The sequence below is a fragment of the Halorubrum trueperi genome (assembly GCF_042662525.1).
In the GTDB taxonomy this organism is placed as follows: Archaea; Halobacteriota; Halobacteria; order Halobacteriales; family Haloferacaceae; genus Halorubrum; species Halorubrum trueperi.
In genome coordinates this window covers 107,591-133,174 of sequence record NZ_JBHSXI010000008.1, presented here as the reverse complement: position 1 = coordinate 133,174, position 25,584 = coordinate 107,591, and the positions used below count along the sequence as shown (strand labels likewise).

Here is a 25,584-nt window from a genome sequence, read left to right as displayed (position 1 = left end):
TTGTCGGCGCCGTGAGGCGCGAGGCGCGCTCGAATCGCGTGCCCGAACTAATTGTTCATGACTGGTCCAGACATACGTGACGACACAACAGACGATCACGAGCGATTCGAAACCAAACTCGTCGCACAAGACCGAGATGCAGCCCGAGTCTCGACGGCGGACGTCGACGAGACGACGGCACAACGACTCGTCAGTGAGCTCGTCGACAGTAATGTCGTCACTCCCGTCCCCAACGAACGGGTTCTCGTCCACGAACCGAGCGACGAGGCGTTCAACTCGATCCACCAACTCGCTGTCTTTCATCGAGGCTGGACCGCCGCTCGTGACGCCGACGAAGGAGGAGAGTGATGCAACAGACGCTCTCCGGCTGTGCGTTCTGCGACGCGGTTCCCGGTACGGACATGGGGGAGGCCTACACCTGGGGAAAAGACGAACGAGTCACGCACCCGATCTGCGTCGACTGCGCGATCCAGTCGAGTCCCGATCCCGATGACCGTGACCACCACGCTTGCGACGGGTGCGGACTCGTCGTCGACGCACTTGCAGCGCTCACGCGGTTCCGTGTCAAACTCGGCCACCTGGAAGGCCCACTGCAGCTGTGTGCACGATGTAGTCCCGGTGGACCGGCGACGTATTGGACGCGTGACCTGGCCCAACACATCGTCGAGTAGCGGTTCGATCAACGGCAATCAACTTCAGGACGTTCCAGCTGCTGCCAGCTAGTGGCGGCGGTAGTCTGAAGTACATGGACTTCGAACTAACGAGTATGACCTCTGATCACGACCGTGTTCGTCCGGATGGCGGGATCGACGCGCTGGATCCGCCACCGACGGATGTGATGGACGAAGAGACGCTCAAGCCAGAGACGTTGGCCCAGAACGCCCCCCGGCTCGAGACGGTTGTCCAGTTGCTCAACCACCCGGCACTGGCCCGCGTCTACGTCTACGTATGTTACTGGGGGCCTGTCGCCCCGCCGGAGATCATGGAGGCGCTCGATCTCTCGAAATCGACGACCTACGAGTACGTCGATCGGTTGGTTGACCTCGACCTCGTTGAGCGCGATGACTCGACGCGCCCCCAGCAGCTGACTGCTGACCCGATCCTCATCGTCGAGCAGTACGTCCCGATCGTCATCACGCCGACCGTTCTCCACGCCCTCGCGCTCCAGGAAGTCGACGAAGACGTCGCGTACTTCATGGACCGCTACGGCATCGGGAAGCTCATCGCCGCATTACGGGGTGCTGGACTCCACTTCGCGGGCAAGACAACCCAGCGGATGGTCGCCACCGACATCGACGTTCGCGAGACAGAAGCGATGATGCTCATCTACGCGCTCAAACCGGCACTGGCCGTTGGCCGAGACCACGATCCGTTCTTTGAGTATCTGTTCCCGGACGTTCACGATGAGATGGATCTTCCCGACCTTGACGAGATATCTGGTGCCCCGGCCCACTCGTCGTACCCCGATCGGTGAGTCCGTCGGATGGGTACTGACGCACCATTTGCTGCCGACCAGGACGTCCTCGTCGACGCGAATATCTTCTACGCGATTGGCCATCCCTCGAATCCGCAGTATCGGCGCTTCCGGAGTGCGGTTCAGAACGCTGGCGTCGTCTGCAAACTCCCCCGGCGCGTGATCGTTGAACTCGGTGGATCAGAAACGGACCGCGTCCGAACGGCGCTCGACGAAGGCTGGGCAACAATCATCGACGCCCCGTCACCGACGGATGGGGACGCCGTCGCCGCGAGTGATATCGCCAGACGAACCATTGCGAACGAAACCGATCAGGCCGAACACGAGGTCGAGAAAACCGATGCGATTCTCGCCGGGCTAGCCATCCAGTACGTTAGAGACCGCTCAACGGCGGGTGTTGTCGTACTCACAGACGATAAGCCCGCCAAGAAGGGCATCGAGAACGCAGTCCAGGCGCAAGGGTACACGGACGCAATCACCGTCTACGGATTGGCGGACATCATCGGCGGCGATCCCGGCGACTCGATGCGACTGATCTAGGTCAGAAGGCGACTGGTATTCGAAAAGCCCTCGGCCGCTCGGCATCCCGCGACCGCCGCTGCGCTCCTCGTGTCTGTGGTGCTAGCGGGGTCGGGGGACGTCCGAGAGGGCCTCGCCCTTTCTGAGTCCGCCATGATGTCGGCTGGGTCACCGAGCGACGAGCCCGGTTGAACGATGTTTCTCCATAGGCCCGCCCCGCTCGCCGCTGCCGCCCTCCGCGTCGCTCGCGACCGACCATTCCGGGCGTGCGGGCGCTCTCCGCACCGCCCGCGTCCGTTCCGGGCTAAAGTGAATGTGCCCTCGGCGCCAGCATTAAGCGCGTTTTCGGTTGCGCCCCTCGCGGGCTTTCGCGTTCCAGCGCTTTGTGCCGCCTGCGCTGGCGCGCGCCACACCGCGGCGCGCGTTCGCGGCGACAGTCGCCCTGGACACGGACCCACCGTCCGGGCCGGACGCGAGAAACGGCTTAAAGCTGGCCGCTCGCTTCGGGCGGGTCGGCGCGCGGTGCTGGATGGGTAGTCTCCCTGAGGCGCGCTCTCGCTCGCGCCCGGTAGGGCGCTCGCGAAGGCGCGAGCGAGAGCGCGCAGATGGGTCTGTCGGTCGGTGTCGTCGGAAAACCGCGATGTAGAGGCATCGCGGTGTCGGGCGCTGAGCACCTTCAACGGTACAAGTGAGTACCAATGTCTAGTAACAACTCGAGTCAGAAGGTCGTTACGGTCGATGAACAGGCATTCGAAAAAGCGGGCGATCAGGCGGTCGATGAGGACGGCTTCCCGGTCGTCGACGAGACGCCGGAGTTCGAGGCGGAGGTCGAGCAGGAGACGCAGGCGAAGGTGGATGCGAACCACCCGGACGGGATCGCAGACACCAGCGAGGACCGGATTCACGGTGTCACCCTCGAACAGGAGGAGCGCATTCGGGCGCGGGAAGCCGAACTGGAGCGCATCAGTGCCCAGGCCGAGCTGGGAACGCAGGACGGTCGGGAGCAGCGCACGCGTGAGGTCGTCAGCGAGCAGTGTGGCCGTGACGAGCCGGCGTCGGCGGAGCGCACGGATCCCCGGGGAAAGCTGACACAAGACGAACTCGCGGAGGTCAACGAGCAGGCGATGCGGATCAGCGACGAAGTGCAGGGCGGCTGGTCGAGAGCGGTCGTCGCGAAGCAGCTGGCCGAGAAGGTGCAGCGCGGTCGGGACGTCACGAAGGCGGTGCTGGAGACCCTCGAGGAGTTGAAGGCGGCGCCGGGGGCGATCGTGCCCATCGCGGACGTGCCGGACGTCCCGGTCGGTGAGGTGACGGTCGAAGGCACAGTAAGCGAACTCTGGGATCCCAGTTCCCCAGCCATCGCCCAAGTCGGACTCATCGAAGACGAAAGTGGGCGCACGAAGTTCACGATTTGGGAGCGCTCGAATCAGCCCGTGGTGCGTGAAGGGCAGACGGTCAGGTTCCGGGCAGCGGCCAAGAACTGGTACGAAGGCCGGTGCTCAATCGCGCTGACCGGGTGGTCGCGGGTCGAATTCCCGGAGCGCGGCCGGTGGTGGGAAGAGTAGCGAGCGAACTGGTCTCTTTCTTTTTCGGTGCCAGACCAGACCCAAGCCCCACCGCCCCACCCTCCGCTCCGTGCTCGCTCCCTGCGGTCGCTGCGCGCGCAGCCACGACCGTTGTGGAGAGTGAGGTGGTGAGTTGATCTCTTCTCGTCCAATTGGTAGCAGGGAGAGTTTATCCGCGCCGCCGATGGGCGCAGCGCGATGACAAATAGTTCACCCGAGACCCATGATTTCGATGCGTGGTTTACTGGCTTCTTCGACGGTGAAGGCTGTATCCGCATCGCAATTGCCGATCGGGAGCGGTACAGCACCGGCTTTGAACTTGCACCAATGCTCCGAATCACCCACGAACAGCTGACTGGAACTCTCGACGCAGAAGGATGGATTGGCGTGAAAGTAGGCCAGAATAGTGAGTATCGAGTCGACCATCGACTTCAGCCGCAGATCGAGGTCACCGAAACGTATCGTGACCACCTGATGGAGGCGCTCTGTGCGTACTGTGATGCTCACGATGTGAACTGTCATGTGTCGAGTCTCGAAGCCAATGAGAACCGGAGCGATCAGTACATTTGGGGCGTGCAGGGTATCAGCAATACACGAACGCTCCTGACCCCGCTCCGCGATCAGTTCATCGTCAAGCGTGAACAGGTCGATCTTCTCCTTGACGAGATTCTGCCCCGGATGGACCAGGGCGTCCATCACGAGAAAGAAGGCTTTCTTAAGGTGATGTACTACGTCGACCGGTTCAACTCGTACAAAGGTGGTAGTCGAGGGAAATACACACTCGAGTATTTTGAGGAACTCTGGGGGATGGAATACACTCCAGAGTAGCTGTATCGCGCGGTGGCCCCACGAGAGGGTCAGATGGGGACACCTCCTTTTTAGTGAGCGCCGGACCAGCCCAAGCCCCACCGCCCCACCCTCCGCTCCCGACCTCCCTCCGGTCGGCCGGCAGCCACAACCTGAGTCACAGCTTTCAGGAGTGGTGTGCCGAAGAGCAAGGCCGCTGTCCCGATGTGGTCTGTTTATTTGCCCCCTGAAAGGGCGGAGGGCACATTAGAAATGTCCCCGAGCACCAATGTCCGAAGAACGTACTCTCACGGCCCGTGAACGGCTTCGCATTCACATTCGCGAAGCGCGCCGGACGACCGACTCGCCAATCGTCGAGGCACAGTTAGCGGCTGCTCTGGACGCCTGGAACGACCTGCCGCCTACATCCCTTTGGGAGTGTCCCATCTGCGGAAGGATCGGGCTCCCGGAACGGATTCAGCAACATGATTGTGATTGAGCAATATTATCTAGTAGATATTTTACTCGAATTGTGGCTTCCTCCACGATAGAATATCTCTTCACTCTCTTTTCGGTGCTTGCGATAGGTGCTGATTCCCCATTCTACAGCATCCTCTGAGCTGGTCGTAATTGTCCCAAGCAATCGCATAGAATCATCATATACTCCCAGACACAGGGTTTTGTCCTCGAGGATTACCATCCCAAACGGCAATTCATAATTAGTTCGTTGAAGCGTACAGGAACTACTCTTCATGCACGCTTTCATCTCATCAGGGAATGTGGTCCAAAGTTCATTTTGCACGTCCTCGGTCATAAGAATCTCTACAGTTATTCCTCCATCTTGGAGTTGCGAGACGAGTTCGGTAGTGATAGAGGGGTATACAACAGACGCAACGATTTTGACTACCTGTGCTTCTCTAAGGAGTTCAGCAACATGGTCGATAGGTCGTTGTGGAAGCGTCCCGCTTGCTTCCCGGACTTCAGCATCCTTCAGAAGAGCAAACGGAGCCTCAGGCGGAAGATACTGACCAATTGGTTCAGCATGGGCCAAGCGTTCAGCCAATTGGTATATCTGGAGGGCAAATCTACCAAACTGCGTTAGCTGATAATCACCGACATGCTCTTTGACATAACCATCATCTTTGAGAAGACGAATATCTCGATCAACCGAAGACCGAGATTTATCGGCTTTATTTGCAATTTCACGGCTGTCAGAGTGTCCTTCTTCTAGACTCTTCAGGACATCTCCTCTGTGTGCAAGGTGATTTAACAGCTCCATTACTCGGGGACCGGACATTACCGGAAGTTTATATTGAAACTGGATAAATCTCTCCCCTCTTCGAATCGAATTTTGTATTATCCAATAGAGTGGTTGGCTATAATTACCGGATGAGTATTAGCAATATTGTAGCGCTTATGAACAAATTCGCCTCCACTCATCGTTTTGGTTTGGCTAAATAGATAGCGAAATAATATCCCCCTACTTTCTATTTGGTGGGTGTTAACCCATGACAGAAGACCAATCTCGGCTCGGATCAGTCCGAGCAAACAGGGGAATAGACCGGCGAAAGTTCATGAAATCACTCGGAGCCCATCGGCATCTCTGGAGCAGGGCTCAACACGGCCATCGGGAAAGCTCGAGCCGCTCCTAGCAGGGATAGTGTTCGAATCGTCACTCATCGGTCGAAGGGAGAACCTGTTCGGACTAAACAGGTTCCAAAAGAATGGTTTGAACAGAAAGAGCGAGCACGTCGAGGACAGCAGTTACTCTTCAACCGCCTAGAAGAGTCATCCGGAATCCTGGGAGTAGGTTACGGTCCGAGCAACGCAGCTGTCGACAATTATCGATTTTTCGAAGTCAGAGTTCATGTCGACCGTTCTGAGGGAACTAATGCGGACATTCCAGAAGAGGTCGATGGAGTGCCAGTTGCCATTACACGCCGGGAAGAATACCAAGACACCTACTACAACGGAAACTACGATCCGGTTCCAGGAGGCGTTGAACAGAATAGTTCGACGGGTACTGCCACCTCGACTGCGAGAGTGGACTACGGTGGCAATCTCTATCTAATGGGTGCGCGTCACCTGTGGGTTGATGATCCGAATGTACAGGATAGCTGCTCTACCCAAGATCCAACAGGTGAAAACGCCTATCAAAGTGACGACTACTACGGACACGTAAAACACCACTTCCAGGACTACGACGCCGCTCTCACAAATATTGAGGCTGATGATCAGGAAGGACAACCGCAGCGCGATGGTTTTACTGACACGATTGTCGACGAAAACGGCTATATCGAGGGATATGTGGATAGTAACGGTATTGACGATATGATGGCGAATAATCTCGAAGTCCGTAAGCGCGGCATCACTACCGGTCCAACCACGGGCGTAATCGAAGAATACTTGGACAATTACTGCAGCACGAGCGTCACGAGACGCAGTCTTCTGCATGTATCCAACGAGCAACAATCCGGAGATTCTGGTGGGCCAGTGTACGACCGTGACTACTTTGAAGGAAATTACTACCTCTTCATGGTTTCTCTCGCCACCCAAGCAACGGGAGCCTCAGAGGCTGTCGGTTCAACAGCCCATTCAATGGCAAACAACCTTGGGATTCAGTGGAGGACTCGGTAGTTAATCCGGAAGGGTGGTTAAGTACCACCCTCCAAGAGTGAGTAATATGACAAAGATCCCGCCAAGCAGGAATGCGATCTCGGGGAGTGCGAGAAACTGAACAAGGCTTTTCATAACCAAGACAGGATTTGAGGGATCCGTATCCGTATCAACGATTGTTTCTGGCCTAAGGTTACGAAGTACCCAACCAAAGAGGAAACTCGCAATACCAAGGATGCCAGTGATTCCAAGTGATTGTTTGAGAATCTTGCGCAGAGAACGTTCCTCGTTCGAGGCACCGGCAAATAATATAATCGAACTACTAGTAGGTGCGTACACATTCATTTCACGCCCTCTATCTGAATACCAGATATCAATAATTTCTATGAGTCCAGCCTCCTCAAGCTTATCAAGGTGATACTTTGCGTTTTGGACCGACATATCGAGTGATTTTGCGATATCGCTCGCGGTCTGCGGTTCCTCATAGAGCAAATCAAACATTGAACGAGCCGATTCAGAAGATAACGATTTGAATATCTTTTCGGCAGAATCGTCATTAATTTCGACTAGTTTCGGATTTTGGTCGTCTCCCCCTGTCGAAGGCCGATAAGGAAATACACCTGGCATATTGTGCTCAAACACTCCTTGTTTGAGATCCACGATATGAACTAAAATCAGTGTTGGCCAAGCTAAAGCGGTTGTTTGAACCTGGGCGAGTCATAAGTATGTGACGCTCGTATCGGTACCTATGCGCCGCAGAACAGTCCTCGCTGCACTCGGGGCCACAACACTCGGTGGCTGTCTCAGCCAAGCGGAACAGTTAGCAAATCAGAAAACGAAGACCATGACCCAACAGACACCCCCAGAATGTGATAGTGACTTGGCGCTGCTTACTACCGATCTGGATCAAAAATATACAATCAAGAAAGGAACGAACGAAAAGTTCTCATTGGAAATAGAGCCTGCATCAGTTAATCTTGGTCAGGATATCTCGATCCATTTGAAAAATATATCCTCCGAGTCGCAGAGGACTGGATCTCGTGATCATTACGCAATTCAAAAGAATGATAATGGTGAGTGGAATCACATTTTTTCGACCAAAGGTAATGTGCTTCTAGATGCCCAAGCAGTCGATCACGACCCAAGTGATGGATTCACTTGGGAGTTCACTGTGTCTCCAATCGGGTTTTCAATCGGCCCATATTATGTCTGCAAAGAATTAAAACCCGGCAAGTACCGATTTGTCTACTTCGGGCTACCCAATGATGCAGCACTTGAAAGTGCCTTTGAGATCTCGTCTGATTAGTATCACTTGTCTGAACACACTTCACGAGCCGATTATTTTGGGATTTGCTTCGGTGACTCGAATGCCTTGAAACAATAAAGTGGCACATGTCCTGAGTAGCAAATTCTTACTGTAGACAGCGATCTGATTTGAGGGATCGCTCCTACTGCCGGTGTCAGCACCTCAACCCTGCGTTGAGTTTATTGTCCCCTCAATGGGTGAAGGGCTCGCTGTACTGGCGGGTTCCCTGAACACGGTGAGAACGATGGCAACTAGAGACATCTACGAGAGCGGATTCGACGAAGACGTCCGAACGGAATCGACTGCGAACCAGTGTCCCGAGTGCGACGGTCGAGTCACCACGAACGCGGTCGAAACAGTCTGCGAGGACTGTGGCCTGGTCATCGACGAACAGCGCATCGATCACGGGCCGGAGTGGCGTACGTACGACGACGAGGAGCGTGAGCGAACGGGTGCTCCACTCACTGCGGCCCGCCACGATCGCGGCCTGTCGACGGAGATCGGTCGCGGCACCGACGCGAAGGGGAACGAGATCTCTGGGCAGAAGCGACGGCGACTCGCGCGGATGCGCCGTGAGCAGACCCGCGGTCGCTGGCGGTCGAAAGCGGAACGGAATCTCGCACACGGCTTGGGCGAGGTGCGCCGGTTGGCGAGTGCGCTCGAGCTTTCCGATTCGGTCCGCGACCAGGCGTGTCAGCTCTTCCGGAGCGCCCAGAACGAGGATCTGCTTCGTGGCAGATCCATCGAAGCCATCGCCGCGGCCAGCGTCTACGGGGCCTGCCGGTGTAACGGTCAAGCAGTGATACTCGATGAGGTCGCTGATTCAGCACGCGTCGAACTGTCTCGAGTGAGAAACGCGTACAAAACGCTGAATACAGAATTAGGGCTTCCCACCCCACCCAGGAGGCCGCAGTCGTTCATTCCGCGCTTTGCGTCAGAATTGGACGTCGCTGACACGGTCCGACAGCGGGCGTTTGAACTTGCAAAGGACGCTGAAGAGACAATTATCTCGAACGGATGCCAACCGACAGGTGTCGCAGCGGCCTGCCTCTATAAGGCTGCTCGAGAGCAGGGACAATTTCTCACGCAAACAGATCTCGCAGAGGTGGCGGAGACAACGCCAGTAACGATACGCACACGATGGAACGAACTAGAGGAGGTCGACGATTCGACGTCAGCCCCCGCGTAGCGCGAAGGCTCTGAAACCTTGGTTAATCGTCGAAGGCTTTCACCAAATATTGACCGTTCTGGGTAAGTCGGTAGATCTTCTTCCCGTCGCGTTCCTCCGCTACTTCGATCATCCCTGCCTCCTGTAGCTCGCCGAGATGTGTGTAGATATACCCATGACTCAGGTTCAGTTCAGCGGCAAGCCCATAGCCGTGAAGTGGTTCAGAACGTAGCTGTCGGAGGATATCCAATTTGGTATCGCTGATGAGACCACCCATTACCACAGGGTATTCTGACCGGTCTGGGGAAACTCATAGAATAGATATCTCTGACCGGTCAGAAAAAGCAAACAAGTCAAAAGACCTATTGGACCAGGAGAATTGGAATCTATGTACCACCCCAAATTACGTTTCCGGTCCACCGAACAGGCCCCGGCGGGAGAATCGTACTCAACGGTGTAACTATCAATGGGACCAAACAACGAGACCAACCCCCCATCCTTCAACTACGGAGATAGTCCGAGTACAGGAGTGATTCGAGCAGTGGCATGGTTCAAAGGTGTTGAACCGACCGCACTCACGCCATTACAAGACGTAATCGATGTGGACGCATTGAACGCCCTGTTCGACAAGCCAGAGGAGACAGATCTCTCGGTGTCGTTCGAATACGATGAGTGTGTAGTGGAGGTTACTAACGATGGCACGATAACGATTCGAGGAGCATCGGACGCTGGGTCCAGAGAACTTGATCAAGAGACAAACGTGCTGTTTCTCGCGCCAAGCAGCAGTCACTCTGAGGAGGAGGGATGCGACGACTTGTTGTCCGCCGTCCCAACCAGTCGGGCAAATGTGCTCGGGGTAACGTACGAGTCCCAAGGCACGAACCGACTCAACGCATGGGAGTTCGAGGAAGAGACCCCCGCACGTATTTCACTCATCAATGTTGGAGACTTCACACGATCATCTGCATCACGGCCTTCCAAGAATGCGCTTCCACCTGAACGGATAGAGGTTAACACCGTTCTCGACCCATCGGATCTGACGACCCTCGGAATACGAATTAGTGAACAGCTTTCGGAGTGGGAAAGTACCGATGAGCAACCCGTCGTCTGCTTCCATTCACTCACAGATCTTCTCGAAGCCACAGAACTCAATCGGGCGTTCAGATTTCTCCATCTCCTTACCAGGCGTCTCTCGTCGGCAGGAGCGATAGCGCACTTCCATCTAGATCCCGAGGCGTATGACGAGAAGACGGTTGAGACCCTCCGACCGTTATTCGATGCCGTTCTCGAAATTGACGAGGACGGAACGTGGTCGATGTGCGTGCAATAGAGGACTACCACCGACTGTCTCCAATTGCCGTGCGAGGGGCTAGTTACCTTCAGCGGAGGCGTCATCCCTGAATACAACACCGTTCAAGGAGGATTGCCACCCCCTCAGGTTGAAGTACCATTACGGACGAATCCATGAGCCAATTGATGAACGACTACTACACGGACTTCGAAGAACTCCGACCGATCGGCGAAGCATCGCATATTCCGGATGAGAAACTTAGCGAATGCGGTGACAGTGCAACCCATCGGCAGCGCGTTGCCACAACCGAGAAAGGGTATCCGAGCGACGCGACTGAATCAAACACGGAGTGCCGGTCCTGTGGGGCGTCAGTCCCAGACGGCCAGACGAAATGCCGGTTCTGTCTTACCAACCATCTCGGAAGTGGCGCCACTAGCACGAACGAGGCAGCGTCGACGACGTTCCTCGGCATCGTCCACCTGGTCGTCGAGTCGACCACGTTCTACGGCGCCGTCGCGAAGGGCGGCGCCGCGGCGAACCTCCTCTCTGCCAACGACGCGGAGCCGGCCGTCGACGACTACACGCTCATCTACGATCTCGACGAGGCGCCGGCGCGCCAGTTGGCCGAACAATGGCCCTCACTTCCCGACGCGGTACAGGTGGCGTCAGCGGAGGGAGAGCGGCTTCTCAGCGTCGCCCGTGACCGGACTGGGTGGCACGGTCAGGGAGCGTCGGAGCGTCAGGAGCAGGCCCCGACGCGGCTCTACGACCAGCGTGGGGACGGCATCCGCGGTGCGTTGCGTCTCGACGCGGTCCTCGACGGCGCCGACGACGCGGTATGGCTGGTTCCAGCTATAGCGCTGACCGAATCCGCTGACGAAGGTGCGGCTGATCGCCAGGTGTCGTCGGTACCGTCGACTCAGGAACTCGACTGTCAAAACTGTGAACGGGCAACCGACCACCGGTTCAAGACCCACGAGTCGGTCCCGGATGAGGCGTGGACGGGACAACCGATCTGGGAGTGCCGGGTGTGTGGTTCGGCTCGCTACGGACCCAGTCTCGAGTAGGGTCAGTGCTGGGCGTCGATTAACCAACAGACTGCGAGTACAGTCGAGTTTCGTTGGTTAAGGCCGTGATCTCCTGCAAGCCCGACGCCAGTCTCGATGGGGCGTCTTTCCGCGCCGGCGAGCGGTGAGGCGCTTCCGATGGAGCAAGAGTTCAAACAGGGCTACCGGATGCATCGTGTACTCAGCAATCTCAACCGACTCGACGTTGACCGATTGGACGACGCGGATCGAGAGCGAGTCGAGACCGCGAGAGGCCTCCTGGAAGAGGTGAGCCTTCTCACGCGGCCGAGCGACGGAGCCGGGGCGGACGCCCACGCAGATTCCTAACTGGAGTCCCCGGCCACGCCTCGGGAGGCACCTCTCGCGTCGGTTTATCGCCCCCGACAGGGGTGCGGGGGCGACCCCGTGAGGTCCAGACATGGCGACACTGCAAGCTGCGACGACGTCGACCGGCGCGATTGTATCGGATCCGCAGGCAGTCCGCGAGCTCTGTGAGAGCTACTGCTTCGGGACGCTCGGCTGGGAGGTGACCGAAGACGGAGAGCTCACCATCTGGGGATACGACGACTTCGAGGTGTACGAGGCGCGGGGGAACGGCCTGCCGGACTACGAGGGCGGGATCGTGACCCACGAATTCCTGCGAGAACTCGCCGACCACCTCGAAACCGGCGAAGAGTTCGATATCCAGACGGCGGGGTTCACCAAGTGCCGCTTCCCAGTCCTGGCCAAGCGGTACGTCGTTCGAGATGGCGAAGTCCTCCACGCGGACCTCAGTTTCCTCGACCCGATCGACGAGTAGCGTTGTTCGTCCCCCGGGAGGGGTGCGGGGCGATCCAGTCGCGGTCGCCCTGTGAGGTGATTGCTCGATGGGACATCGCGCACTTGTTGCGTACGAACGCACAGACGGACTGTACACGCTCCACTACAGCCATTGGGGCGCAGCGAACCTGAAGCTCAAGCACCGAATCTCGGCTGAGTCGCCGTTCGGTGGCGACGACACCGACTCCAAGTGGGCGAAACAGCTGCTGGCGGAGCTTGGCGATGGCCTCGAGGCAGAAGCCGTCGACGGCTACCTCGCTGACGAGGATCGACCGTCGACGGTCGTCGAGCCGAAGCCCCGTGCCACCGGGCTCACCCTCGACGAAATCGTCGCTGACCACCTCGACTACCTCCACCACGAGGCGTTCTTCGTGGTGTCGACGACGTTCGAGGTGACCGCCTATCGGACGCTGTGGTTCGCGCTACAGTACGACTCGGAGACGGTCGAACAGGGGGAGACGGTCGGGAACGGCGCGCTCGCGACGGTGCGCTGGTACGACGGCGAGCCGGTCGGCGACGGCCACCTACAGGGACAGTTCGCGGCCCTCAAAGACGTCGTTGGCGATATGCTCGACAAGGGCGTCTTCACGCCGTCAACGGCGAGACAGTACCTGAAACGGAAGCTAGCCGAGCGAGTCGGAGACCGACAGGAGCTGCTCATTCCGACCGGAGAGTCACCCTTCGAGAAGGCGAGCCTGAACCACTCCTAGTTCGATCTGCTTCGTGGCAGCTGCTGTTTTTCAGGGGCCGAAATGGGTGAGCCCCGCCATAGGCTCGTGATTCGATGATCTCAGACGACGACCCGTTTCACGACTGCGAATTGGATCCCGAGGCGATCCTCGGGACACACACCTTCGAAGACGTCCTGTTCACCGACGAGACGGAAACCCCGGTGAACGTGCTCACCGGCGAAACACCGGCACATTCGCAAGCAACCGTCGAAGAAGCGAAAGAGTTCGCTGCGAGTATCGACACGGAGACGCCCCAGATCGCGCTCCCCGCATCCGTCGAATCGCAGGTCGAAACACAGAGCAAGCCCTACACGGCGGCCGCATTCTTCCACTTCAAGGCGACAGGCTCGCTCGAACGCCACCGTGCTTACCACGCCGCCTACGAGTCGGACGCGTTCGCGGTCGACTTCGAGGCAGACTACGCGTCGGGCGACCTGACCATCACTGTCGAACGAGCGGACGAATCCTAAGAATCCGCCGTCACGAGGAGCGTTTTTCGAGCGCCGGCGATGGGTGCCGGCGCAGCTGGAGCGAGCAACGATTCCCGGTGCGTCGGCGTTTCGAGGTGTTCGAGATGCATATGGTGATTTACGCACTGGTAGAGGCATCGACGCACGACGACGCGCTGGCCACCGGAAAGACGGTGTACGACCGACTGGTCGGCGCGGTCCCACACGCCGGCGCAGTCTTCGACTACTACGTCACGTTCGACGAGGAGGACACGTCCGTTGCGGGGAAGGCGCGATGGGGTGAGCTCCCGGCCGCGGCCCCCGTCGACTCCGATGACGGCGAAGACCTGCTCGAGCGTGGCTGGGAGGCGACGAAGGAGGAGTTCGAGCGTAATCTCTACCGGGTGAAAGAGGCCATCGACGAGCTCTCCGACGAGGAGATCATGCGCGACGAGGACCTCGCCCGGCACGCCTTCCACAAGGTCGGTGCGTACGACGGCCCGACGATCTTCCTGTACACCGAACACGGAACCGGCATTCGCCACCGTGGACAGCTGGATCGACTCCTCGAGGAGAGTGAAGAGCTCTGGATCGTGCCCGCTGACGTCCACTTCTGAATAATGCCTCGCATCACCAACTGGCGACGCGAGAGCCGCTCGCCGACACTCGCGTATCGGAACACCGAGACCGGTGCGCGAGCCGTCCTGCATCGAGCGCCGGATTCCTACCGGTACACGTGGCGCGGGGTGATTCTCGTCGACGGCTACCCCGTCTGGTCGCGGGGATATGAGACGAAGGATGCGACGTCGTTCCGTGACGAACTCCGGGAGCGGCCCACCCCGGAACTCAGCTGTCCGGAGTGTCCGAACGACGACGTTCGCGTCGGCGAGAAGGCAGCAGACGGGGCGAAAATCCAGCGATGGTACGACTGCCCCGACTGTGGGTACGAAGCCCCCTCACGCATCGTCTACGGCGCCGAACGGTGAGTGAGTGAGCGGTGGGCGCTGTTTTTCGGCCGGGCACGAGGTGGTGGCCCGGTACGACCGGGTGAGTCAACCAATGAGTCTCGAAATACTTGACCGACACAGCGAGGCACTGTTCGAGTTCCTCTGGTGTCCCGTCTGCGGGCAGGAGGTCTTCACTCACATCCCGTTCGAGGGGGTGTTCTGCAAGAACTGCAACACCCAGGTCGAACTTCAGGAATCTCGAGAGACGCGCGGCTACGAGGAGGCCGTGCTCGCCTGCTTCGATACAACCACGACCTGGAACCTCCACGTCGACGAAAAACTGCGCCGCGACCTGCCTGATGGGTCGGCGCGCGTGAAAATCTTCGGCGCACCGGGCGCCTACGAGGTCGACTGGTGGAGTCCGGAGCCAGGTGAGGACTGGGAGCCTGTCGAGCGCGGCGAGTTCGACGACGTCGAGGAACCCGAGGAAATCTCTCATCTGGCCTGATCTCCTCAGGGATCGAAAAGGTAGAAATCCCCGAAGCACTGGGTCAGAGCCAGCTCGTCAGAAACGCAATACAGGACGGGATAAACACTCGTAGGGCGGCCCCACCGAACCCGAGCCCGATGTAGCTCATTAAGAGGACAAACTGCGACCGTTCGTTTTCAAATCCTGTGAGCAAATAGTACAGGATGAACGACGCCGTAGCCTCGACGATGAACAGGCAGACGAGCGTCCCAGTCAGCACGAATCCGGGATCGGCCGTCATCGAGAGGAAATTCTCTGGTGCCCATCGGCTCTCGACGAGGGTCAGAACACCGCCAGTTACGATGTACCCCAAGAACGGAACGGCGCTAATGAGCACCCCCCGGGTTCCCCAGATGGCACCTCGGCGGAACCATCGCTCGAGGAACCCCGCTAATCGAGCGCGCCTCGATTTCGGTGGAATCTCGGTTGACATCCCATACTGGAGATTATGTTCGAACGCCTCGATACAGCGTGTACCCGACGAATGCGGCGATATAGGCTATCGCGACTGCCTCGGTGACGAGCGACCGCCCGAGAACGACGACCAGCCCGATGACGAGCGGCCCGGTGAGCAGTAGTGAGTCGAAAACCCGGTCGTCCGCCCCTGCCTCCAACACGGCAGACACAAAGGGGATGTCACGCGATTTCATCGGTAGACCCCTCCGCGCTTGAAGATCGTTCGGAGCATCACGAGGACCGGGATGATCTCCAGCCGGCCGATCCACATGTGGAAGAGGAAAGCGATTTTCCCGATCGTGGGCAGCGAGTCAGGACCGGTAATCCCCGACGAAAGGCCCACGTTCCCTTGGGCGCTGGCGACCTCGAAGAGGACGTTCGCGAGCGAATACTCCCCCGACGGCAGTGTGAGTAACAGGAGGAACGTCCCCAAAACGAGGAACGTACTCCAGAGGACGACGATGATCGCGGCCTCCATAAATTCGCGACTCGCCTCTTCCTCGTTGAGTCGCCGATTGTTGATTTCCAGCCGACGCACTGCACTCTCGGGGTAGAACACGTCCGCAATCTGGTGGCGAATCCCCTTCACGAGCGTCAGGCCCCGAATGAGCTTGATACCGCCCGCCGTCGATCCCGCTGCCCCGCCGACGAACATTCCGAAGGTGACCGTGAGCTGGGCGTACGACGGCCACCGGCCGAGCGCGACGTTCGTCGCGTCGACGGCCGTCTGGAAGCCGGTACAGGTGGCTGCCGAGACGAACTGAAACAGCCCGTACCGAAGGGCCGCAAACGGCGTCTCGTAGGGGCCGGCGAAGTAGAGGAACGCCCACAACAACGCCGATCCGATGCCCATATAACCGAACACCCAGCGCGTCTGGAGATCCGAGTAGAAGTTCCGGAGGTCGCCCTGGAGGATGAGGTAATGGACCGGGAACGCGATGCTCCCGAGTAGCATGATCGGAATCAATACGAAGTCAATTGCGACGCTGTCGTAGGTCGCAATCGAGTTGTCCGTAATCGAGAACCCGCCTGTCGCGAGCCCCGTCATCCCGTGGTTGATCGCCCCCCAGATTGGCATCCCTGCCAGCCACAGGGCGAGAATCGACCCGAACGTGAACAGGATGAAGATCCACCAGATCGTCCGTACTGTCGAGACGATGCTCGGGTGGATCTTCTTCGAGCGAGCCTCACTCTCGTAGAGCGTCAACGAGCCACTCCCGGGGCGTGAAAGAATCGCCGTCGTCAGGACAATCACGCCGACGCCGCCAACCCATTCGGAGAACGTCCGCCACCACTGCAGCGTCCTCGGCAGCACCTCCTCGTTGTCGGTCATCGTGAGACCCGTCCCGGTGAAGCCGCTCATACTCTCGAAGATGGCGTTCAACGGCTCGGTGAACGCCGCGAGCGTCACCGTCTGCGCCGGCGTTGAGAATCCAGGCACGCCGAGCTGGACGCTCCACGCAATCAGGAGGAACGGCAGCGAGCCGAAGATGCCCACCGAGAACCACCCTGACGCGGCAACGATCATCCCGTGGAACCGACCGGGAGCTTCCGCCCCCTCGAATCGTCGGTAGAGCACCCACCCGATGCCGAGCGGAACGAGGGCAGAGACCAGTAGCGCCGGGAGCGCGAAGTACTCGCCCCAGACGATCGGCACGACGAGCGAGATGAGCATCAACCCACCGAGCGCTTCCAGAATGCGTCCGAGGTCCCGCCCAACGGTCGCGACAGCCCCGTTCATACGTTCCCTGTGATGACTGGTAGCTGGCTCGCGCGCTGCCAGGACGAAATCATGGACACCTCACTCCTCCCGGTCTTCATAGTGGCCAAAGATGGCCGTAATCTCCGGGTCCGCACCGACGCCGGAGTAGACAGTTAGCAGATCGCCCGCCTGAATCGTCGTTTCACCGCGCGGGGTTATCGGGTGGTCGTTTTCGTCCCGTTCGATCGCCACGACGAGCATCTCGTCGGTGAGCAGCCCCGATTGGGCAGCCTCCTTGAGTGTCTTCCCCGCGATTGGTGCCTCGTCAGTGACCGTGATCTCGAACACTTCAGCATCGTCCCCGATCCGCATATAGTCGACAATCGCCGGCCGTGCCACGGCGCGGTACAGGTACTCGGCGATGAGTTGCTGGGGATTCTGCATCGTGTTCACACCGATCTGCTCGAACAGCCCCATGTGCTCGGGATTGTGGACGACCGAGAGGATCGCGGGCACCTCGAACTCTTTCGCGAGCAGGCAGGTCATCACGTTCGTCGCGTCCTGGTCGGTCGTCGAGATGAGCGCATCAGCTTGGGCTGCCCCTGCATCGTCTAACGTGTCCTTCGACGTCGCATCGGCGTTCAGCACCAGACAGTCGAACTCGTCGGCCGCTCGATTCGCTCGGGTTTCGTCGCGTTCGATGACGACGACTTCGTTGCCGGACTTGGTCGCAATATCGATGAGTGGCGTGCCGATGTCGCCGGCGCCGATGATGATGAGGTACATATAGGTTACACCTCCAGTCGCCGCAGGAGCGCTTCACGGACCGACATCGCCGACTCCTCCGGTCCGCGAGCCATCACGACCGTCTTGTCTACTTCTTCGCCGATCGTCTCCGGGAGCGACCCGAACACAGCCTGTGAAATCGCGCCGGAGCGAGTCGCCCCAACACAGACTGTATCGTATTCCGCCGCCGCTTCCAGAATCGTCTGTTCGGTATCCTCAGCAACTCTGATCTCGGTCTCGTAGGACATATATTGAATTCCTGCGCGTTCAGCTAGCTCCTCGATTACCGCTTCACCGCGCTCGGTGGGGGAGCCCTCATCATCAGTATCGGTTTCCGGCGACTGTACGTTGAGCAGCGTCAGCGAGGCGTCGTCGGCCGCTGCGACGAACTCCGACGCTCGTCGGGCCGCAATCGGCGCGTGTGGACCCCGTCCGGCGAGAACCATGATGTCACCCTCACCACGCTCACCTTCGGAGCCGAGTTTCACGAGCGTCGCATCACAGGGTGCGCGTCCGATGACGGGATCGATTGTGGATCCGAGGACGTGCTCTCGACGACTTCGGGTTCCTTGCCAGCCGAGGAGGACGTGATCCGCGTTCTCCTCCTCGATGACATCCAGAATGACTGAGCCAGCATTGCGACCGACGATCGCCCGCGTCTGCAGGCCGATATCGAGGTCGGCGGCGATATCGCGAGCGGAGTCCAGCAGTTCCTGCTGCCGTTCGACCCGCTCCTCTTCGAATTCGAGATCCTGCGAGAGCGACGTCTGGCGGGGAACCTCGATGACGTTCACCGCGATGACCTCGGCGTTCTCGTCTTCGTGGGCATGCGCGCTGGCCGCGGCCATCCGGAGCAAGTCTTGCTCCGTTTCCGGATTCGCAACCGGAACCACCACACGGTAACGGTCGTCACCGTTGGCGACCGCCGTCGGTTCGGGCGCAATCGCCTCGCCGACGAGACTCTCGCTCAGGGCCCGGTCCCGCGCGTAGAGGTAGTACCAGGCGATGCCGAAGGCGACGAGTACCGTCCCGATCGCACCGACCGGTGTCGGCGTAACGGGCAGGGCGAGTTCGACCGGCCCGAACGTGACGACAGTCGGGACGAACTCAACCGACATCTGAAAGAGGACGGCCAAACACGCCAACATCCCGACAACCGGGACGACCGGATACAGGACCGACGGAATCTGGAACGCCGGATCGTACGCCTCCGGATTCGCCCGACGCAACACAACGACAGTGACATGCACGAGGGCGTACGTGACGAGGTACATGAAGCTCGCCACCTCGGCGAGCGTCCCGATCCCGACGCCGATGGCGATCAGCACGAGTGTGATGATCCCCGTCGCCGAGATGGCCCGGTAGGGCGTTCGGAAGCGTTCGTGGACCTCGTTGAGCCAGTTGACGAGAATCCGGTCTCGGCCCATCGCGAAGTTGACCCGGGCGGCCGACAGGATGCTCGCGTTCGCACTCGAGACTGTCGCGAGGACCGCACCGACAATCATCGCGAGCGCACCTATCGACCCCATGAATTCGGTTGCAACGTCGGCCACCGGGACCTCGGAGGTCGCAAGCGCGTCTATCGACAGGGTGCCCGTCGAGACGAACATCACACCGACGTACATCAGCGTCGGCGTCACCACCGACGCGATCATCGCGAGCGGGAGGTTTCGACTCGGGTTCTTGATCTCCTCGGCGCTGGTCGCGATTACCTCAAACCCGATGAACGTCACGTACACCGTCCCGATCGTCGCTGCGACCGCCGGCCATCCGTTCGGGTTGAACTCTCCGATGGTCGGGCCACTGATGAAGCCCAGCGCGAGGAACGCGACGATGAGGCCGACGAGCGTGAGGACGATGACGTTCTGCAGCGAGCCGGTCTCCTTGACTCCGTAGTAGTTGACCGCGGTCAGGAGCGCCGCCATCACGAGGGCAGCAACAGTAATTCCGAGCTGCCCCCAGCCAGCGAGGAAGCCAATGTACTGGCCGAGGCCGGGGAGGAGATACTGACCGAAGCCGATCATGTAGAACGCCGACGCGAAGGTGAGTCCGGCCCACATCCCCCAGCCGACGATACTCCCGAAGAATGGCCCGAGGGCGCGATTGACGTAGTAGTAGCTCCCGCCAGCCTTCGGCATCCCCGTTGCCAGCTCCGAGAGGGAGAGCGCGGCCAGCAACGAGACGATCCCACCGGCGAAAAACGAAATCATACTGGCCGGACCTGCTTGCTGGGCAGCGATGCTCGGGAGGACGAAAATCCCCGCTCCGATCATCGTTCCCAGGCCGATCGTGTACGCCTCGAGGAAACCGAGGTCGCGGGCGAGCTCCTGATCGGTTTCACTCATCGACAGTCACCTCCGTCGTGGCCGTCGCTCCGGGCGTGAGAACGCGTGCTGTATCGACCATCATTCGGTATCGTCCCCGTCTGGGAGTGCGATGACTGGGCGGTCAGCGTCGGTGACCAGCTTCAACGCTGTGTCTCCGGACAGGAATTTGACGATCCGGCTCCCGCCTCGGGGGCGGAAGGCGATCGCGCTGGCGTCCACATCAGCCGCGACGTCGATGATGGCGCCGACCACGTCGCGACGGTAGGCGGTTTCCGACTCGGCCTCGGGAATGAGGTCTCGAAACGCCGCGAACGCGTCCGCTGCCCGTTGCTCGGCCTGTTCGACGGGAATCTTGTCGGGAACTCCCTCGCCTTTCTCGATGACGTGAACGACAGTTACGCGGTCATATTCGTACGCGTCAAGTGCCCGTGCGGTTTCTCGTGCATCCGCTTCGTTCGCAACGGGAACGACGAGATGCGCTGTGAGTGACTCTGGCATATCTTATTCCTCCGTGTCAGAATGGTCGACATCGTCGCTGCCACAATGCGGGCAGGTATCGACATCATCGTCGAGCGTTCGTCCGCAGCTTTCACACCGGGTCTGCGCGTTATTGTGGACGTCCCCGAGATACGCCCAGTGTAGCGATTCCGTGCCGTCGATTTGTGGCTCCCGTCGGACGTGATAGAGGGAGGTGATCTCCGTATTCACGCCGTCATCATCCGGATCAGGTGGGTGCTTTCGGACGATGGCGTATGCACCGTGATTCTCGATGTTGAGGACCTCCCCTGCCGCGTTCGCCTCGATTTCTTCTTCGATCGGCGTTCGGAGCGCGTCGATGCGCTGCTCGACGTACGACAGGAGGGATTTCAATTCCGGGAGCTCCAGCGCGTCGATCCGCTGAATCAACGCCTCAGAGAGATCGTCCGGTGGCGTGGGCTCTCCATTCGAGTTCCCCATCGTCTTACCTCCGTCTGGGGGGAGCTGCGAAGTCATCCGGTTTGCGTGCCCATTCAGTCGAGGGATCCGACGGAAATCGTTTGAATCCGGATCTCCGACAGGGATTCCGACGGACCGTTCGCTTCCCCGAATCACTCAGCGAATTCACACTGGTTGCTGGCGCGCTGAAGGTGGTCTCTGAAGTCATATACGAAGCCATATTGCGAACCAATAAATAATCTCGGTATTAGCAAACGATAGCGTAGTATCTACGTAGTTTGTTTTCTATTCGTTCGGTGGCGACTTTAGGGCCTCTCCCACAGAATTTTCGTAGTTTAAGGGAAGACACAGAGGGGCGCAATAAGAACGTCCACCGAGAACACAAACAGTCACGTAACGATAATATAAAAGAGCCTGTGGAGTCAATCGCGTCGTATAAATATGCCCGTTCAAATCGATTCAGTCGACGAGCAAATCCTGTATTATCTGTCCCAGGAGGCCCGTCACACCTCTGCCCCGGATATCGCAGAGAAAGTCGACGTCTCGGCACCGACGGTGCGAAACCGAATCCGACGCCTCGAGAAAGAAGGGGTGATTCGAGGCTACCACGCCGACATCGATTATCAAAAGGTCGGTGGGAGGCTAACCAATCACTACGTCTGTAGTACAGGGAATCGGGACCGCGAGGAGATGGCCCAACGCGTCCTCGATATCCCAGGCGTGATCAACGTCCGAGAGATCATGTCCGGAAAAGGCGACCTCCGGATTACGGTCGTCGGGACGGATACCGATGACCTCACGCGTATTGCGCAAGGAATCACGTCACTCGGAATCGAGATCGACGACGAGGACCTAGTTCACAGAGAATACTTCCGCCCGTACGCCCCATTCGGGCCCCGTGACGAAGAAGGAGCCTCACCAGTGACCGGCGTCGCGGGGCTTGCGGGCGACGCCGATGTCGTCGAAATCATCGTGCGAGAGGAGGCTCCAATCGCCGGGAAAACGCTCCAAGAAGCGAACGAAGAGGAGCTCATCCCCTCCGATGTGCTTGTCGTCCGAATCAACCGTGACGAGGGGACCATCACCCCAACGGGAGAGACGTTGATCAAGGAGGACGATTTCGTCACGATCCATTCACGCTCAGGAGTAACTGAAGAGACACTCGAAGCCTTCACTGGCGACTAAGACAGGAGCTGAGGGTTCGCGGGCGGGCTCGATGGTTCGCGTCAGTGACTGTTTTTCTGGCGCCGGCGATGGGTGCCGGCGATGATCGATGTCGACACGGAGTCAACTCAGATTCGTCGAACGAGTGGACCAGGACGGCGAACAAACCGATAACGACCGCGTCGCGCAAGTGTATCGACATTCGGACGGCTACCCGGAGAGCGTGCTTCGCGATCTTGCGCAGTTGAAGGAACTTCTCGACGCGACCCGTGCCGAGCGAGGACCGGGGTATACGGCAGCGTCGTTCGTGTTCCTCGACAAGCTCTCGGCAGTCGACCTGTATCTGGGTGGTGACGCAGATCGAACAATCGACGCAACACAGCCAGCGGATCTCCTCGAGCCGGACAATATGGAGCACCTCGACCAGCCGATGTTCCTGCTCGGACACGGCGTCGAGAATCCAGCCGACGGCATTCACGGCGACGAGGAGTACCTCTACGTCGTCGAGCTCCCGACCCGGAACCCGTTCGAGGCGCCATCCGAGTGGACGGTCAAGGTGAGTGGTCATTCCGCGTTCCCCCGGTGGGATGGTCCGACCGAGGAAGCCTTCGAGCGGGCCAGTTGGCAGTTCCACGGCCCGCTTGAGCACGCGCTCGAAGAGCTGGTCGCTGAGCCGGCGTGAACGCGTAGCCCGCTCAGATGATGCCGCCGATGACGAGTAGTCCGACGACGACCAGCAGCGTCGCGACAACGCTTCCCCCGGCCAGCCACTTGTTCTCCATCGCCTTCTCGTGAAGCGGCATCGAGGCGTACTCCTCGCGGAACGCTTCGAGATTCTCCTCGTCGTAGAAGTACTTCGTCTTCAGCGAGAACCGTTCCGTCACCGCACAGCCCGTACAGACCGGTTCGCCTTCCAGCCGTTCCGTTTTGGTGTGGCTGGAGCAGGCGATGGCCCCGCAGTTCGAACAGTAGGTGTACGTCTCATCAATGCCGCTCGTGTCACAATGGAGGCAGCGGTGGATGCCGTCCTCGGCTGTTACTCGTGACGGGCCTGCCGCGTAGTACTCATAGGGGTAGATGTACTCCTGGAGGTCGGTCGTGTGCCGAACCTCGGGGAGGTACACTGGTTCGATCGATTGGACGGAGATGTCCGAGCGGTTCGGCTCGCAGGTCTTGTCGTACGTGACGTTGTTGTCGCCGGTGTAGGTCACCGTCGTCGTGTGGTGTTGCTGGAGCCGCTCGACGGCCCATTCCTTGTACTCCGTTTGGGTCTGGCCAAACCGCCGCTCCTCGACGTCGGCGAACACCTCTCCGAACTGCTCGGCGTCGAGATCGACCGTCGCGTGGAGGTTCTCGGTGACCAGCGTCGCTACGTCCTCGTCGACGACCTGCGGCTGCCCGCGTTCGGCGTGGGCAACGAATCGGGTCCGGTCGTTGATCCGGTGGATGACGCCCACCGACGTCTCGAAGACGGCGTTCGTGTCCGCGGTGACCGCGACCACCGGGCGGAACGTCACCGCCGAATGCGGTTCTGGGAGATCGGCAGCCTCGATGTTCTCGATGTCGCGGAACGCCTCCATGACGGCCGCGTCGACGTTGACAGCCGGGTCGTGCGGGCGGAGCGTCTCGTCGCAGAGAATCTCGATGCGCCCGTTGTAGAGGTCGAGGCCGATCTCGTCGGCAATCTCCCGGAGGTCCTCGCCGTCGAGCAACTCGATTGGATGGGGATCGTCGTTTTGTTGGAGGCGGTCGGCGTACTCCTGAGCAGGGTTCGTGAACCGGCCAGTCGTGACGATCATTCCGCGTTTGGGGCCGCCGAAGTCGAACGTCGCGATCGCCGAGTGAAGCTTCTGGACCACCGGCCGCCCGACCGTCCCCGTGTGCTTGCACTCGACGATGATCGCACGCCGCCTGCCGTCGACGACCTCCTCCATGATGACGTCGCGACCCTCGTCAGCCGTGCGGTCGGCCTGGCGGACGTTCTCGTAGCCGAGGTTCCGGAACACGTCCTCCATCACGTCCTCGAACTCGAACCCCGAGAGATCGTCCAGTACAGCCATCCTCAATTATGTGGACAGTACGTTGCAACTGCCAAATACGTTGCCGAACGCTACGCCGTCCTGTTTATCGACCCCTGAGAGGGGTGCGGGGGTCACCGAACCGCCCGCGAGCAACGATGAACGGGAACGTACCTGTAGCAAGTTCGGAATCGGTTCCAGTCGCATCGCCGGGTCAGGCTCACCGAGACGCAGTCGAATACGTCGGCTTCCGCGTCGACGGCCAAGCCGTCGTCCTGAACCTCTCGGAGCATCGGCGGCTCTCCCTCGAGCGCAGTCTCGACCTCGTCAACCACAGTCCGCAGATTCAACCGAAGCTACTTACGTGATACACGCGTATCACAGCATATGAGCACTGACAGCGACGCCGGCGGCGACGGTGAAATGGAGAAAATCAACGTCCGGGTGCCACAGTCGCTGCTGGCACAGGTCGACGACGTCTGGGAGGAGCGTGGCTACGCGAACAAATCCGAGTTCATCCGCGATGCGCTTCGGGACGCCGTCAACCCCCCCACGCAACTCTCCGAGGAAGCGCTAGAGCATCTGGCCGAGAGCCGCAAGCAGCGGGAGCAGGGCGAGACGGTGTCCCAAGACGACGTGAAGGACCGGCTGGGCATCGATGACTGAGGTCGAGTGGACACCGAAAGCACTCAATTTGCTGGAGGGGCTCGAATCGGAAGCGCAAGAGCGGTTGGTGAAGAAACTCGACGAGGCGAAAGACTGGACGTCCCACCGCCTCGAAAAGCTGACCGGGTATCCATATTACAAGCTTCGTGCTGGCGACTACCGTGCGATCATCACGTGGGACCGGGATGAGGATGTCCTGATCGTTGAGGCGGTCGGGCATCGCCGGAATATCTACGATCGCCATCTCCCACCGTAATCCGCT

33 protein-coding genes and 1 pseudogene are annotated in these 25,584 nt (G+C 59.4%); 23 read left to right on the top strand and 11 right to left on the bottom strand.

Translation table 11 applies throughout. From position 1 onward, the window contains the following. The first annotated feature begins 57 nt into the window (after positions 1 to 57). From ACFQEY_RS07250 to ACFQEY_RS07225, 6 genes are all read left to right on the top strand, one after another. Positions 58 to 348, top strand: coding sequence for a hypothetical protein (locus ACFQEY_RS07250; RefSeq protein ID WP_379766420.1), 291 nt, complete (start codon positions 58 to 60; stop codon positions 346 to 348). Continuing rightward, the gene (locus ACFQEY_RS07245) at positions 348 to 671 is read left to right on the top strand and encodes a DUF7558 family protein (RefSeq protein ID WP_379766417.1); all 324 of its coding nucleotides are present in this window, start codon (positions 348 to 350) and stop codon (positions 669 to 671) included. The genes ACFQEY_RS07250 and ACFQEY_RS07245 overlap by 1 nt, the downstream gene beginning before the upstream one ends. Before the next feature lie 95 nt (positions 672 to 766). Beyond that, positions 767 to 1,474 carry a DUF7437 domain-containing protein gene (locus ACFQEY_RS07240; RefSeq protein ID WP_379766414.1) on the top strand — a complete coding sequence of 236 codons (708 nt, stop codon included), beginning with the start codon at positions 767 to 769 and terminating at the stop codon, positions 1,472 to 1,474. Between the two features lie 9 nt (positions 1,475 to 1,483). Continuing rightward, positions 1,484 to 2,014, top strand: coding sequence for a hypothetical protein (locus ACFQEY_RS07235; protein ID WP_379766411.1), 531 nt, complete (start codon positions 1,484 to 1,486; stop codon positions 2,012 to 2,014). A gap of 677 nt (positions 2,015 to 2,691) precedes the next feature. Next, positions 2,692 to 3,558 carry a DNA-binding protein gene (locus tag ACFQEY_RS07230; RefSeq protein WP_379766408.1) on the top strand — a complete coding sequence of 289 codons (867 nt, stop codon included), beginning with the start codon at positions 2,692 to 2,694 and terminating at the stop codon, positions 3,556 to 3,558. Positions 3,559 to 3,756: 198 nt separating this feature from the next. Then, positions 3,757 to 4,386 (top strand): hypothetical protein, encoded by a 630-nt coding sequence (locus tag ACFQEY_RS07225; RefSeq protein ID WP_379766405.1) that lies wholly within the window; start codon positions 3,757 to 3,759, stop codon positions 4,384 to 4,386. Positions 4,387 to 4,849: 463 nt separating this feature from the next. On the opposite strand, the gene ACFQEY_RS07220 is transcribed toward ACFQEY_RS07225, so the two are convergent. Beyond that, a complete protein-coding gene (locus ACFQEY_RS07220; protein ID WP_379766402.1) occupies positions 4,850 to 5,641 on the bottom strand; it encodes a helix-turn-helix transcriptional regulator in 792 nt (263 codons plus the stop codon). 623 nt (positions 5,642 to 6,264) lie between these two features. Here ACFQEY_RS07220 and ACFQEY_RS07215 point away from each other — a divergent pair. Then, positions 6,265 to 6,981 carry a hypothetical protein gene (locus ACFQEY_RS07215; protein WP_379766399.1) on the top strand — a complete coding sequence of 239 codons (717 nt, stop codon included), beginning with the start codon at positions 6,265 to 6,267 and terminating at the stop codon, positions 6,979 to 6,981. Here ACFQEY_RS07215 and ACFQEY_RS07210 read toward each other — a convergent pair whose 3' ends face one another. Next, a complete protein-coding gene (locus ACFQEY_RS07210) occupies positions 6,982 to 7,620 on the bottom strand; it encodes an ArsR/SmtB family transcription factor (protein ID WP_379766397.1) in 639 nt (212 codons plus the stop codon). A gap of 67 nt (positions 7,621 to 7,687) precedes the next feature. Between ACFQEY_RS07210 and ACFQEY_RS07205 the strand changes: the two genes are divergently transcribed. Together ACFQEY_RS07205 and ACFQEY_RS07200 are read left to right on the top strand one after the other, a co-directional pair. Further along, complete coding sequence (locus ACFQEY_RS07205) at positions 7,688 to 8,266, top strand: hypothetical protein (RefSeq protein ID WP_379766394.1); 579 nt, start codon at positions 7,688 to 7,690, stop codon at positions 8,264 to 8,266. 244 nt (positions 8,267 to 8,510) lie between these two features. Beyond that, positions 8,511 to 9,455, top strand: coding sequence for a transcription initiation factor IIB (locus tag ACFQEY_RS07200; RefSeq protein ID WP_379766391.1), 945 nt, complete (start codon positions 8,511 to 8,513; stop codon positions 9,453 to 9,455). Between the two features lie 22 nt (positions 9,456 to 9,477). Here ACFQEY_RS07200 and ACFQEY_RS07195 read toward each other — a convergent pair whose 3' ends face one another. Then, entirely contained in the window at positions 9,478 to 9,711 is a 234-nt protein-coding gene (locus tag ACFQEY_RS07195) for a PadR family transcriptional regulator (protein ID WP_009488097.1), read from the bottom strand. A 189-nt stretch (positions 9,712 to 9,900) separates the two neighbouring features. On the opposite strand from ACFQEY_RS07195, the gene ACFQEY_RS07190 reads away from it, so the two are divergent. The 9 genes from ACFQEY_RS07190 to ACFQEY_RS07150 all read left to right on the top strand — a co-directional run bounded on the left by ACFQEY_RS07190 (position 9,901) and on the right by ACFQEY_RS07150 (position 15,246). After that, positions 9,901 to 10,764 carry a DUF7504 family protein gene (locus ACFQEY_RS07190; RefSeq protein WP_138246885.1) on the top strand — a complete coding sequence of 288 codons (864 nt, stop codon included), beginning with the start codon at positions 9,901 to 9,903 and terminating at the stop codon, positions 10,762 to 10,764. Positions 10,765 to 10,910: 146 nt separating this feature from the next. Then, entirely contained in the window at positions 10,911 to 11,792 is an 882-nt protein-coding gene (locus tag ACFQEY_RS07185; RefSeq protein ID WP_379766650.1) for a biosurfactant protein 1, read from the top strand. Between the two features lie 138 nt (positions 11,793 to 11,930). Next, positions 11,931 to 12,119 (top strand): hypothetical protein, encoded by a 189-nt coding sequence (locus ACFQEY_RS07180; RefSeq protein ID WP_379766647.1) that lies wholly within the window; start codon positions 11,931 to 11,933, stop codon positions 12,117 to 12,119. 91 nt (positions 12,120 to 12,210) lie between these two features. After that, complete coding sequence (locus tag ACFQEY_RS07175; RefSeq protein ID WP_379766387.1) at positions 12,211 to 12,591, top strand: hypothetical protein; 381 nt, start codon at positions 12,211 to 12,213, stop codon at positions 12,589 to 12,591. Positions 12,592 to 12,658: 67 nt separating this feature from the next. Continuing rightward, positions 12,659 to 13,321 (top strand): DUF6735 family protein, encoded by a 663-nt coding sequence (locus tag ACFQEY_RS07170; protein WP_379766384.1) that lies wholly within the window; start codon positions 12,659 to 12,661, stop codon positions 13,319 to 13,321. A gap of 74 nt (positions 13,322 to 13,395) precedes the next feature. After that, positions 13,396 to 13,812, top strand: coding sequence for a hypothetical protein (locus ACFQEY_RS07165; protein ID WP_379766382.1), 417 nt, complete (start codon positions 13,396 to 13,398; stop codon positions 13,810 to 13,812). A 104-nt stretch (positions 13,813 to 13,916) separates the two neighbouring features. After that, positions 13,917 to 14,408 carry a hypothetical protein gene (locus tag ACFQEY_RS07160; RefSeq protein ID WP_379766379.1) on the top strand — a complete coding sequence of 164 codons (492 nt, stop codon included), beginning with the start codon at positions 13,917 to 13,919 and terminating at the stop codon, positions 14,406 to 14,408. A 3-nt stretch (positions 14,409 to 14,411) separates the two neighbouring features. Further along, positions 14,412 to 14,777: a DUF7568 family protein gene (locus tag ACFQEY_RS07155; protein ID WP_379766378.1), complete on the top strand. Its 366-nt coding sequence runs from the start codon at positions 14,412 to 14,414 to the stop codon at positions 14,775 to 14,777. A 73-nt stretch (positions 14,778 to 14,850) separates the two neighbouring features. Next, complete coding sequence (locus tag ACFQEY_RS07150; protein ID WP_379766376.1) at positions 14,851 to 15,246, top strand: DUF7567 family protein; 396 nt, start codon at positions 14,851 to 14,853, stop codon at positions 15,244 to 15,246. Positions 15,247 to 15,289: 43 nt separating this feature from the next. On the opposite strand, the gene ACFQEY_RS07145 is transcribed toward ACFQEY_RS07150, so the two are convergent. From ACFQEY_RS07145 to ACFQEY_RS07115, 7 genes are all read right to left on the bottom strand, one after another. Further along, positions 15,290 to 15,508 carry a hypothetical protein gene (locus tag ACFQEY_RS07145; RefSeq protein WP_144049561.1) on the bottom strand — a complete coding sequence of 73 codons (219 nt, stop codon included), beginning with the start codon at positions 15,506 to 15,508 and terminating at the stop codon, positions 15,290 to 15,292. Positions 15,509 to 15,713: 205 nt separating this feature from the next. Continuing rightward, positions 15,714 to 15,917, bottom strand: coding sequence for a hypothetical protein (locus ACFQEY_RS07140; RefSeq protein WP_379766373.1), 204 nt, complete (start codon positions 15,915 to 15,917; stop codon positions 15,714 to 15,716). Then, entirely contained in the window at positions 15,914 to 17,464 is a 1,551-nt protein-coding gene (locus tag ACFQEY_RS07135; RefSeq protein ID WP_379766370.1) for a TrkH family potassium uptake protein, read from the bottom strand. Before ACFQEY_RS07135 ends, ACFQEY_RS07140 begins: the two co-directional genes overlap by 4 nt. 60 nt (positions 17,465 to 17,524) lie before the next feature. Beyond that, positions 17,525 to 18,211: a potassium channel family protein gene (locus ACFQEY_RS07130; protein WP_379766367.1), complete on the bottom strand. Its 687-nt coding sequence runs from the start codon at positions 18,209 to 18,211 to the stop codon at positions 17,525 to 17,527. A gap of 5 nt (positions 18,212 to 18,216) precedes the next feature. Continuing rightward, a complete protein-coding gene (locus tag ACFQEY_RS07125) occupies positions 18,217 to 20,556 on the bottom strand; it encodes an amino acid permease (RefSeq protein ID WP_144906802.1) in 2,340 nt (779 codons plus the stop codon). Between the two features lie 60 nt (positions 20,557 to 20,616). Further along, entirely contained in the window at positions 20,617 to 21,036 is a 420-nt protein-coding gene (locus tag ACFQEY_RS07120) for a universal stress protein (RefSeq protein WP_379766363.1), read from the bottom strand. 3 nt (positions 21,037 to 21,039) lie between these two features. After that, complete coding sequence (locus ACFQEY_RS07115; RefSeq protein WP_144906799.1) at positions 21,040 to 21,495, bottom strand: zinc-ribbon domain-containing protein; 456 nt, start codon at positions 21,493 to 21,495, stop codon at positions 21,040 to 21,042. A 420-nt stretch (positions 21,496 to 21,915) separates the two neighbouring features. Here ACFQEY_RS07115 and ACFQEY_RS07110 point away from each other — a divergent pair, with 420 nt between their 5' ends. Together ACFQEY_RS07110 and ACFQEY_RS07105 are read left to right on the top strand one after the other, a co-directional pair. Beyond that, positions 21,916 to 22,659: an Lrp/AsnC family transcriptional regulator gene (locus tag ACFQEY_RS07110; protein ID WP_095637910.1), complete on the top strand. Its 744-nt coding sequence runs from the start codon at positions 21,916 to 21,918 to the stop codon at positions 22,657 to 22,659. An 88-nt stretch (positions 22,660 to 22,747) separates the two neighbouring features. Further along, positions 22,748 to 23,320 carry a hypothetical protein gene (locus tag ACFQEY_RS07105; protein WP_379766359.1) on the top strand — a complete coding sequence of 191 codons (573 nt, stop codon included), beginning with the start codon at positions 22,748 to 22,750 and terminating at the stop codon, positions 23,318 to 23,320. 13 nt (positions 23,321 to 23,333) lie between these two features. On the opposite strand, the gene ACFQEY_RS07100 is transcribed toward ACFQEY_RS07105, so the two are convergent. Next, positions 23,334 to 24,698 carry a restriction endonuclease gene (locus ACFQEY_RS07100; RefSeq protein WP_379766356.1) on the bottom strand — a complete coding sequence of 455 codons (1,365 nt, stop codon included), beginning with the start codon at positions 24,696 to 24,698 and terminating at the stop codon, positions 23,334 to 23,336. A 116-nt stretch (positions 24,699 to 24,814) separates the two neighbouring features. On the opposite strand from ACFQEY_RS07100, the pseudogene ACFQEY_RS07095 reads away from it, so the two are divergent. The 3 genes and pseudogenes from ACFQEY_RS07095 to ACFQEY_RS07085 all read left to right on the top strand — a co-directional run. Continuing rightward, positions 24,815 to 24,997 (top strand): annotated as a pseudogene (locus ACFQEY_RS07095) (DUF6166 domain-containing protein); the annotation flags it as partial. 46 nt (positions 24,998 to 25,043) lie between these two features. Continuing rightward, entirely contained in the window at positions 25,044 to 25,322 is a 279-nt protein-coding gene (locus ACFQEY_RS07090) for a ribbon-helix-helix domain-containing protein (protein ID WP_121570670.1), read from the top strand. Then, a complete protein-coding gene (locus tag ACFQEY_RS07085) occupies positions 25,315 to 25,578 on the top strand; it encodes a type II toxin-antitoxin system RelE family toxin (RefSeq protein ID WP_379766352.1) in 264 nt (87 codons plus the stop codon). The genes ACFQEY_RS07090 and ACFQEY_RS07085 overlap by 8 nt, the downstream gene beginning before the upstream one ends. Positions 25,579 to 25,584 lie beyond the last annotated feature (6 nt).

Excerpts from the sequence above, each read along its gene's own strand:
- ACFQEY_RS07115 (WP_144906799.1), bottom strand. The coding sequence starts at position 21,495 with ATGGGGAACTCGAATGGAGAGCCCACGCCACCGGACGATCTCTCTGAG.
- ACFQEY_RS07160 (WP_379766379.1), top strand. The coding sequence starts at position 13,917 with ATGCATATGGTGATTTACGCACTGGTAGAGGCATCGACGCACGACGAC.
- ACFQEY_RS07225 (WP_379766405.1), top strand. The coding sequence starts at position 3,757 with ATGACAAATAGTTCACCCGAGACCCATGATTTCGATGCGTGGTTTACT.
- ACFQEY_RS07105 (WP_379766359.1), top strand. The coding sequence starts at position 22,748 with ATGTCGACACGGAGTCAACTCAGATTCGTCGAACGAGTGGACCAGGAC.
- ACFQEY_RS07245 (WP_379766417.1), top strand. The coding sequence starts at position 348 with ATGCAACAGACGCTCTCCGGCTGTGCGTTCTGCGACGCGGTTCCCGGT.
- ACFQEY_RS07110 (WP_095637910.1), top strand. The coding sequence starts at position 21,916 with ATGCCCGTTCAAATCGATTCAGTCGACGAGCAAATCCTGTATTATCTG.
- ACFQEY_RS07155 (WP_379766378.1), top strand. The coding sequence starts at position 14,412 with ATGCCTCGCATCACCAACTGGCGACGCGAGAGCCGCTCGCCGACACTC.
- ACFQEY_RS07140 (WP_379766373.1), bottom strand. The coding sequence starts at position 15,917 with ATGAAATCGCGTGACATCCCCTTTGTGTCTGCCGTGTTGGAGGCAGGG.
- ACFQEY_RS07175 (WP_379766387.1), top strand. The coding sequence starts at position 12,211 with ATGGCGACACTGCAAGCTGCGACGACGTCGACCGGCGCGATTGTATCG.
- ACFQEY_RS07085 (WP_379766352.1), top strand. The coding sequence starts at position 25,315 with ATGACTGAGGTCGAGTGGACACCGAAAGCACTCAATTTGCTGGAGGGG.
- ACFQEY_RS07195 (WP_009488097.1), bottom strand. The coding sequence starts at position 9,711 with ATGGGTGGTCTCATCAGCGATACCAAATTGGATATCCTCCGACAGCTA.
- ACFQEY_RS07090 (WP_121570670.1), top strand. The coding sequence starts at position 25,044 with ATGAGCACTGACAGCGACGCCGGCGGCGACGGTGAAATGGAGAAAATC.
- ACFQEY_RS07135 (WP_379766370.1), bottom strand. The coding sequence starts at position 17,464 with ATGAACGGGGCTGTCGCGACCGTTGGGCGGGACCTCGGACGCATTCTG.
- ACFQEY_RS07220 (WP_379766402.1), bottom strand. The coding sequence starts at position 5,641 with ATGTCCGGTCCCCGAGTAATGGAGCTGTTAAATCACCTTGCACACAGA.
- ACFQEY_RS07235 (WP_379766411.1), top strand. The coding sequence starts at position 1,484 with ATGGGTACTGACGCACCATTTGCTGCCGACCAGGACGTCCTCGTCGAC.
- ACFQEY_RS07180 (WP_379766647.1), top strand. The coding sequence starts at position 11,931 with ATGGAGCAAGAGTTCAAACAGGGCTACCGGATGCATCGTGTACTCAGC.
- ACFQEY_RS07130 (WP_379766367.1), bottom strand. The coding sequence starts at position 18,211 with ATGTACCTCATCATCATCGGCGCCGGCGACATCGGCACGCCACTCATC.
- ACFQEY_RS07165 (WP_379766382.1), top strand. The coding sequence starts at position 13,396 with ATGATCTCAGACGACGACCCGTTTCACGACTGCGAATTGGATCCCGAG.
- ACFQEY_RS07100 (WP_379766356.1), bottom strand. The coding sequence starts at position 24,698 with ATGGCTGTACTGGACGATCTCTCGGGGTTCGAGTTCGAGGACGTGATG.
- ACFQEY_RS07185 (WP_379766650.1), top strand. The coding sequence starts at position 10,911 with ATGAACGACTACTACACGGACTTCGAAGAACTCCGACCGATCGGCGAA.
- ACFQEY_RS07150 (WP_379766376.1), top strand. The coding sequence starts at position 14,851 with ATGAGTCTCGAAATACTTGACCGACACAGCGAGGCACTGTTCGAGTTC.
- ACFQEY_RS07230 (WP_379766408.1), top strand. The coding sequence starts at position 2,692 with ATGTCTAGTAACAACTCGAGTCAGAAGGTCGTTACGGTCGATGAACAG.
- ACFQEY_RS07120 (WP_379766363.1), bottom strand. The coding sequence starts at position 21,036 with ATGCCAGAGTCACTCACAGCGCATCTCGTCGTTCCCGTTGCGAACGAA.
- ACFQEY_RS07170 (WP_379766384.1), top strand. The coding sequence starts at position 12,659 with ATGGGACATCGCGCACTTGTTGCGTACGAACGCACAGACGGACTGTAC.
- ACFQEY_RS07250 (WP_379766420.1), top strand. The coding sequence starts at position 58 with ATGACTGGTCCAGACATACGTGACGACACAACAGACGATCACGAGCGA.
- ACFQEY_RS07190 (WP_138246885.1), top strand. The coding sequence starts at position 9,901 with ATGGGACCAAACAACGAGACCAACCCCCCATCCTTCAACTACGGAGAT.
- ACFQEY_RS07145 (WP_144049561.1), bottom strand. The coding sequence starts at position 15,508 with ATGACGGCCGATCCCGGATTCGTGCTGACTGGGACGCTCGTCTGCCTG.
- ACFQEY_RS07125 (WP_144906802.1), bottom strand. The coding sequence starts at position 20,556 with ATGAGTGAAACCGATCAGGAGCTCGCCCGCGACCTCGGTTTCCTCGAG.
- ACFQEY_RS07240 (WP_379766414.1), top strand. The coding sequence starts at position 767 with ATGACCTCTGATCACGACCGTGTTCGTCCGGATGGCGGGATCGACGCG.
- ACFQEY_RS07200 (WP_379766391.1), top strand. The coding sequence starts at position 8,511 with ATGGCAACTAGAGACATCTACGAGAGCGGATTCGACGAAGACGTCCGA.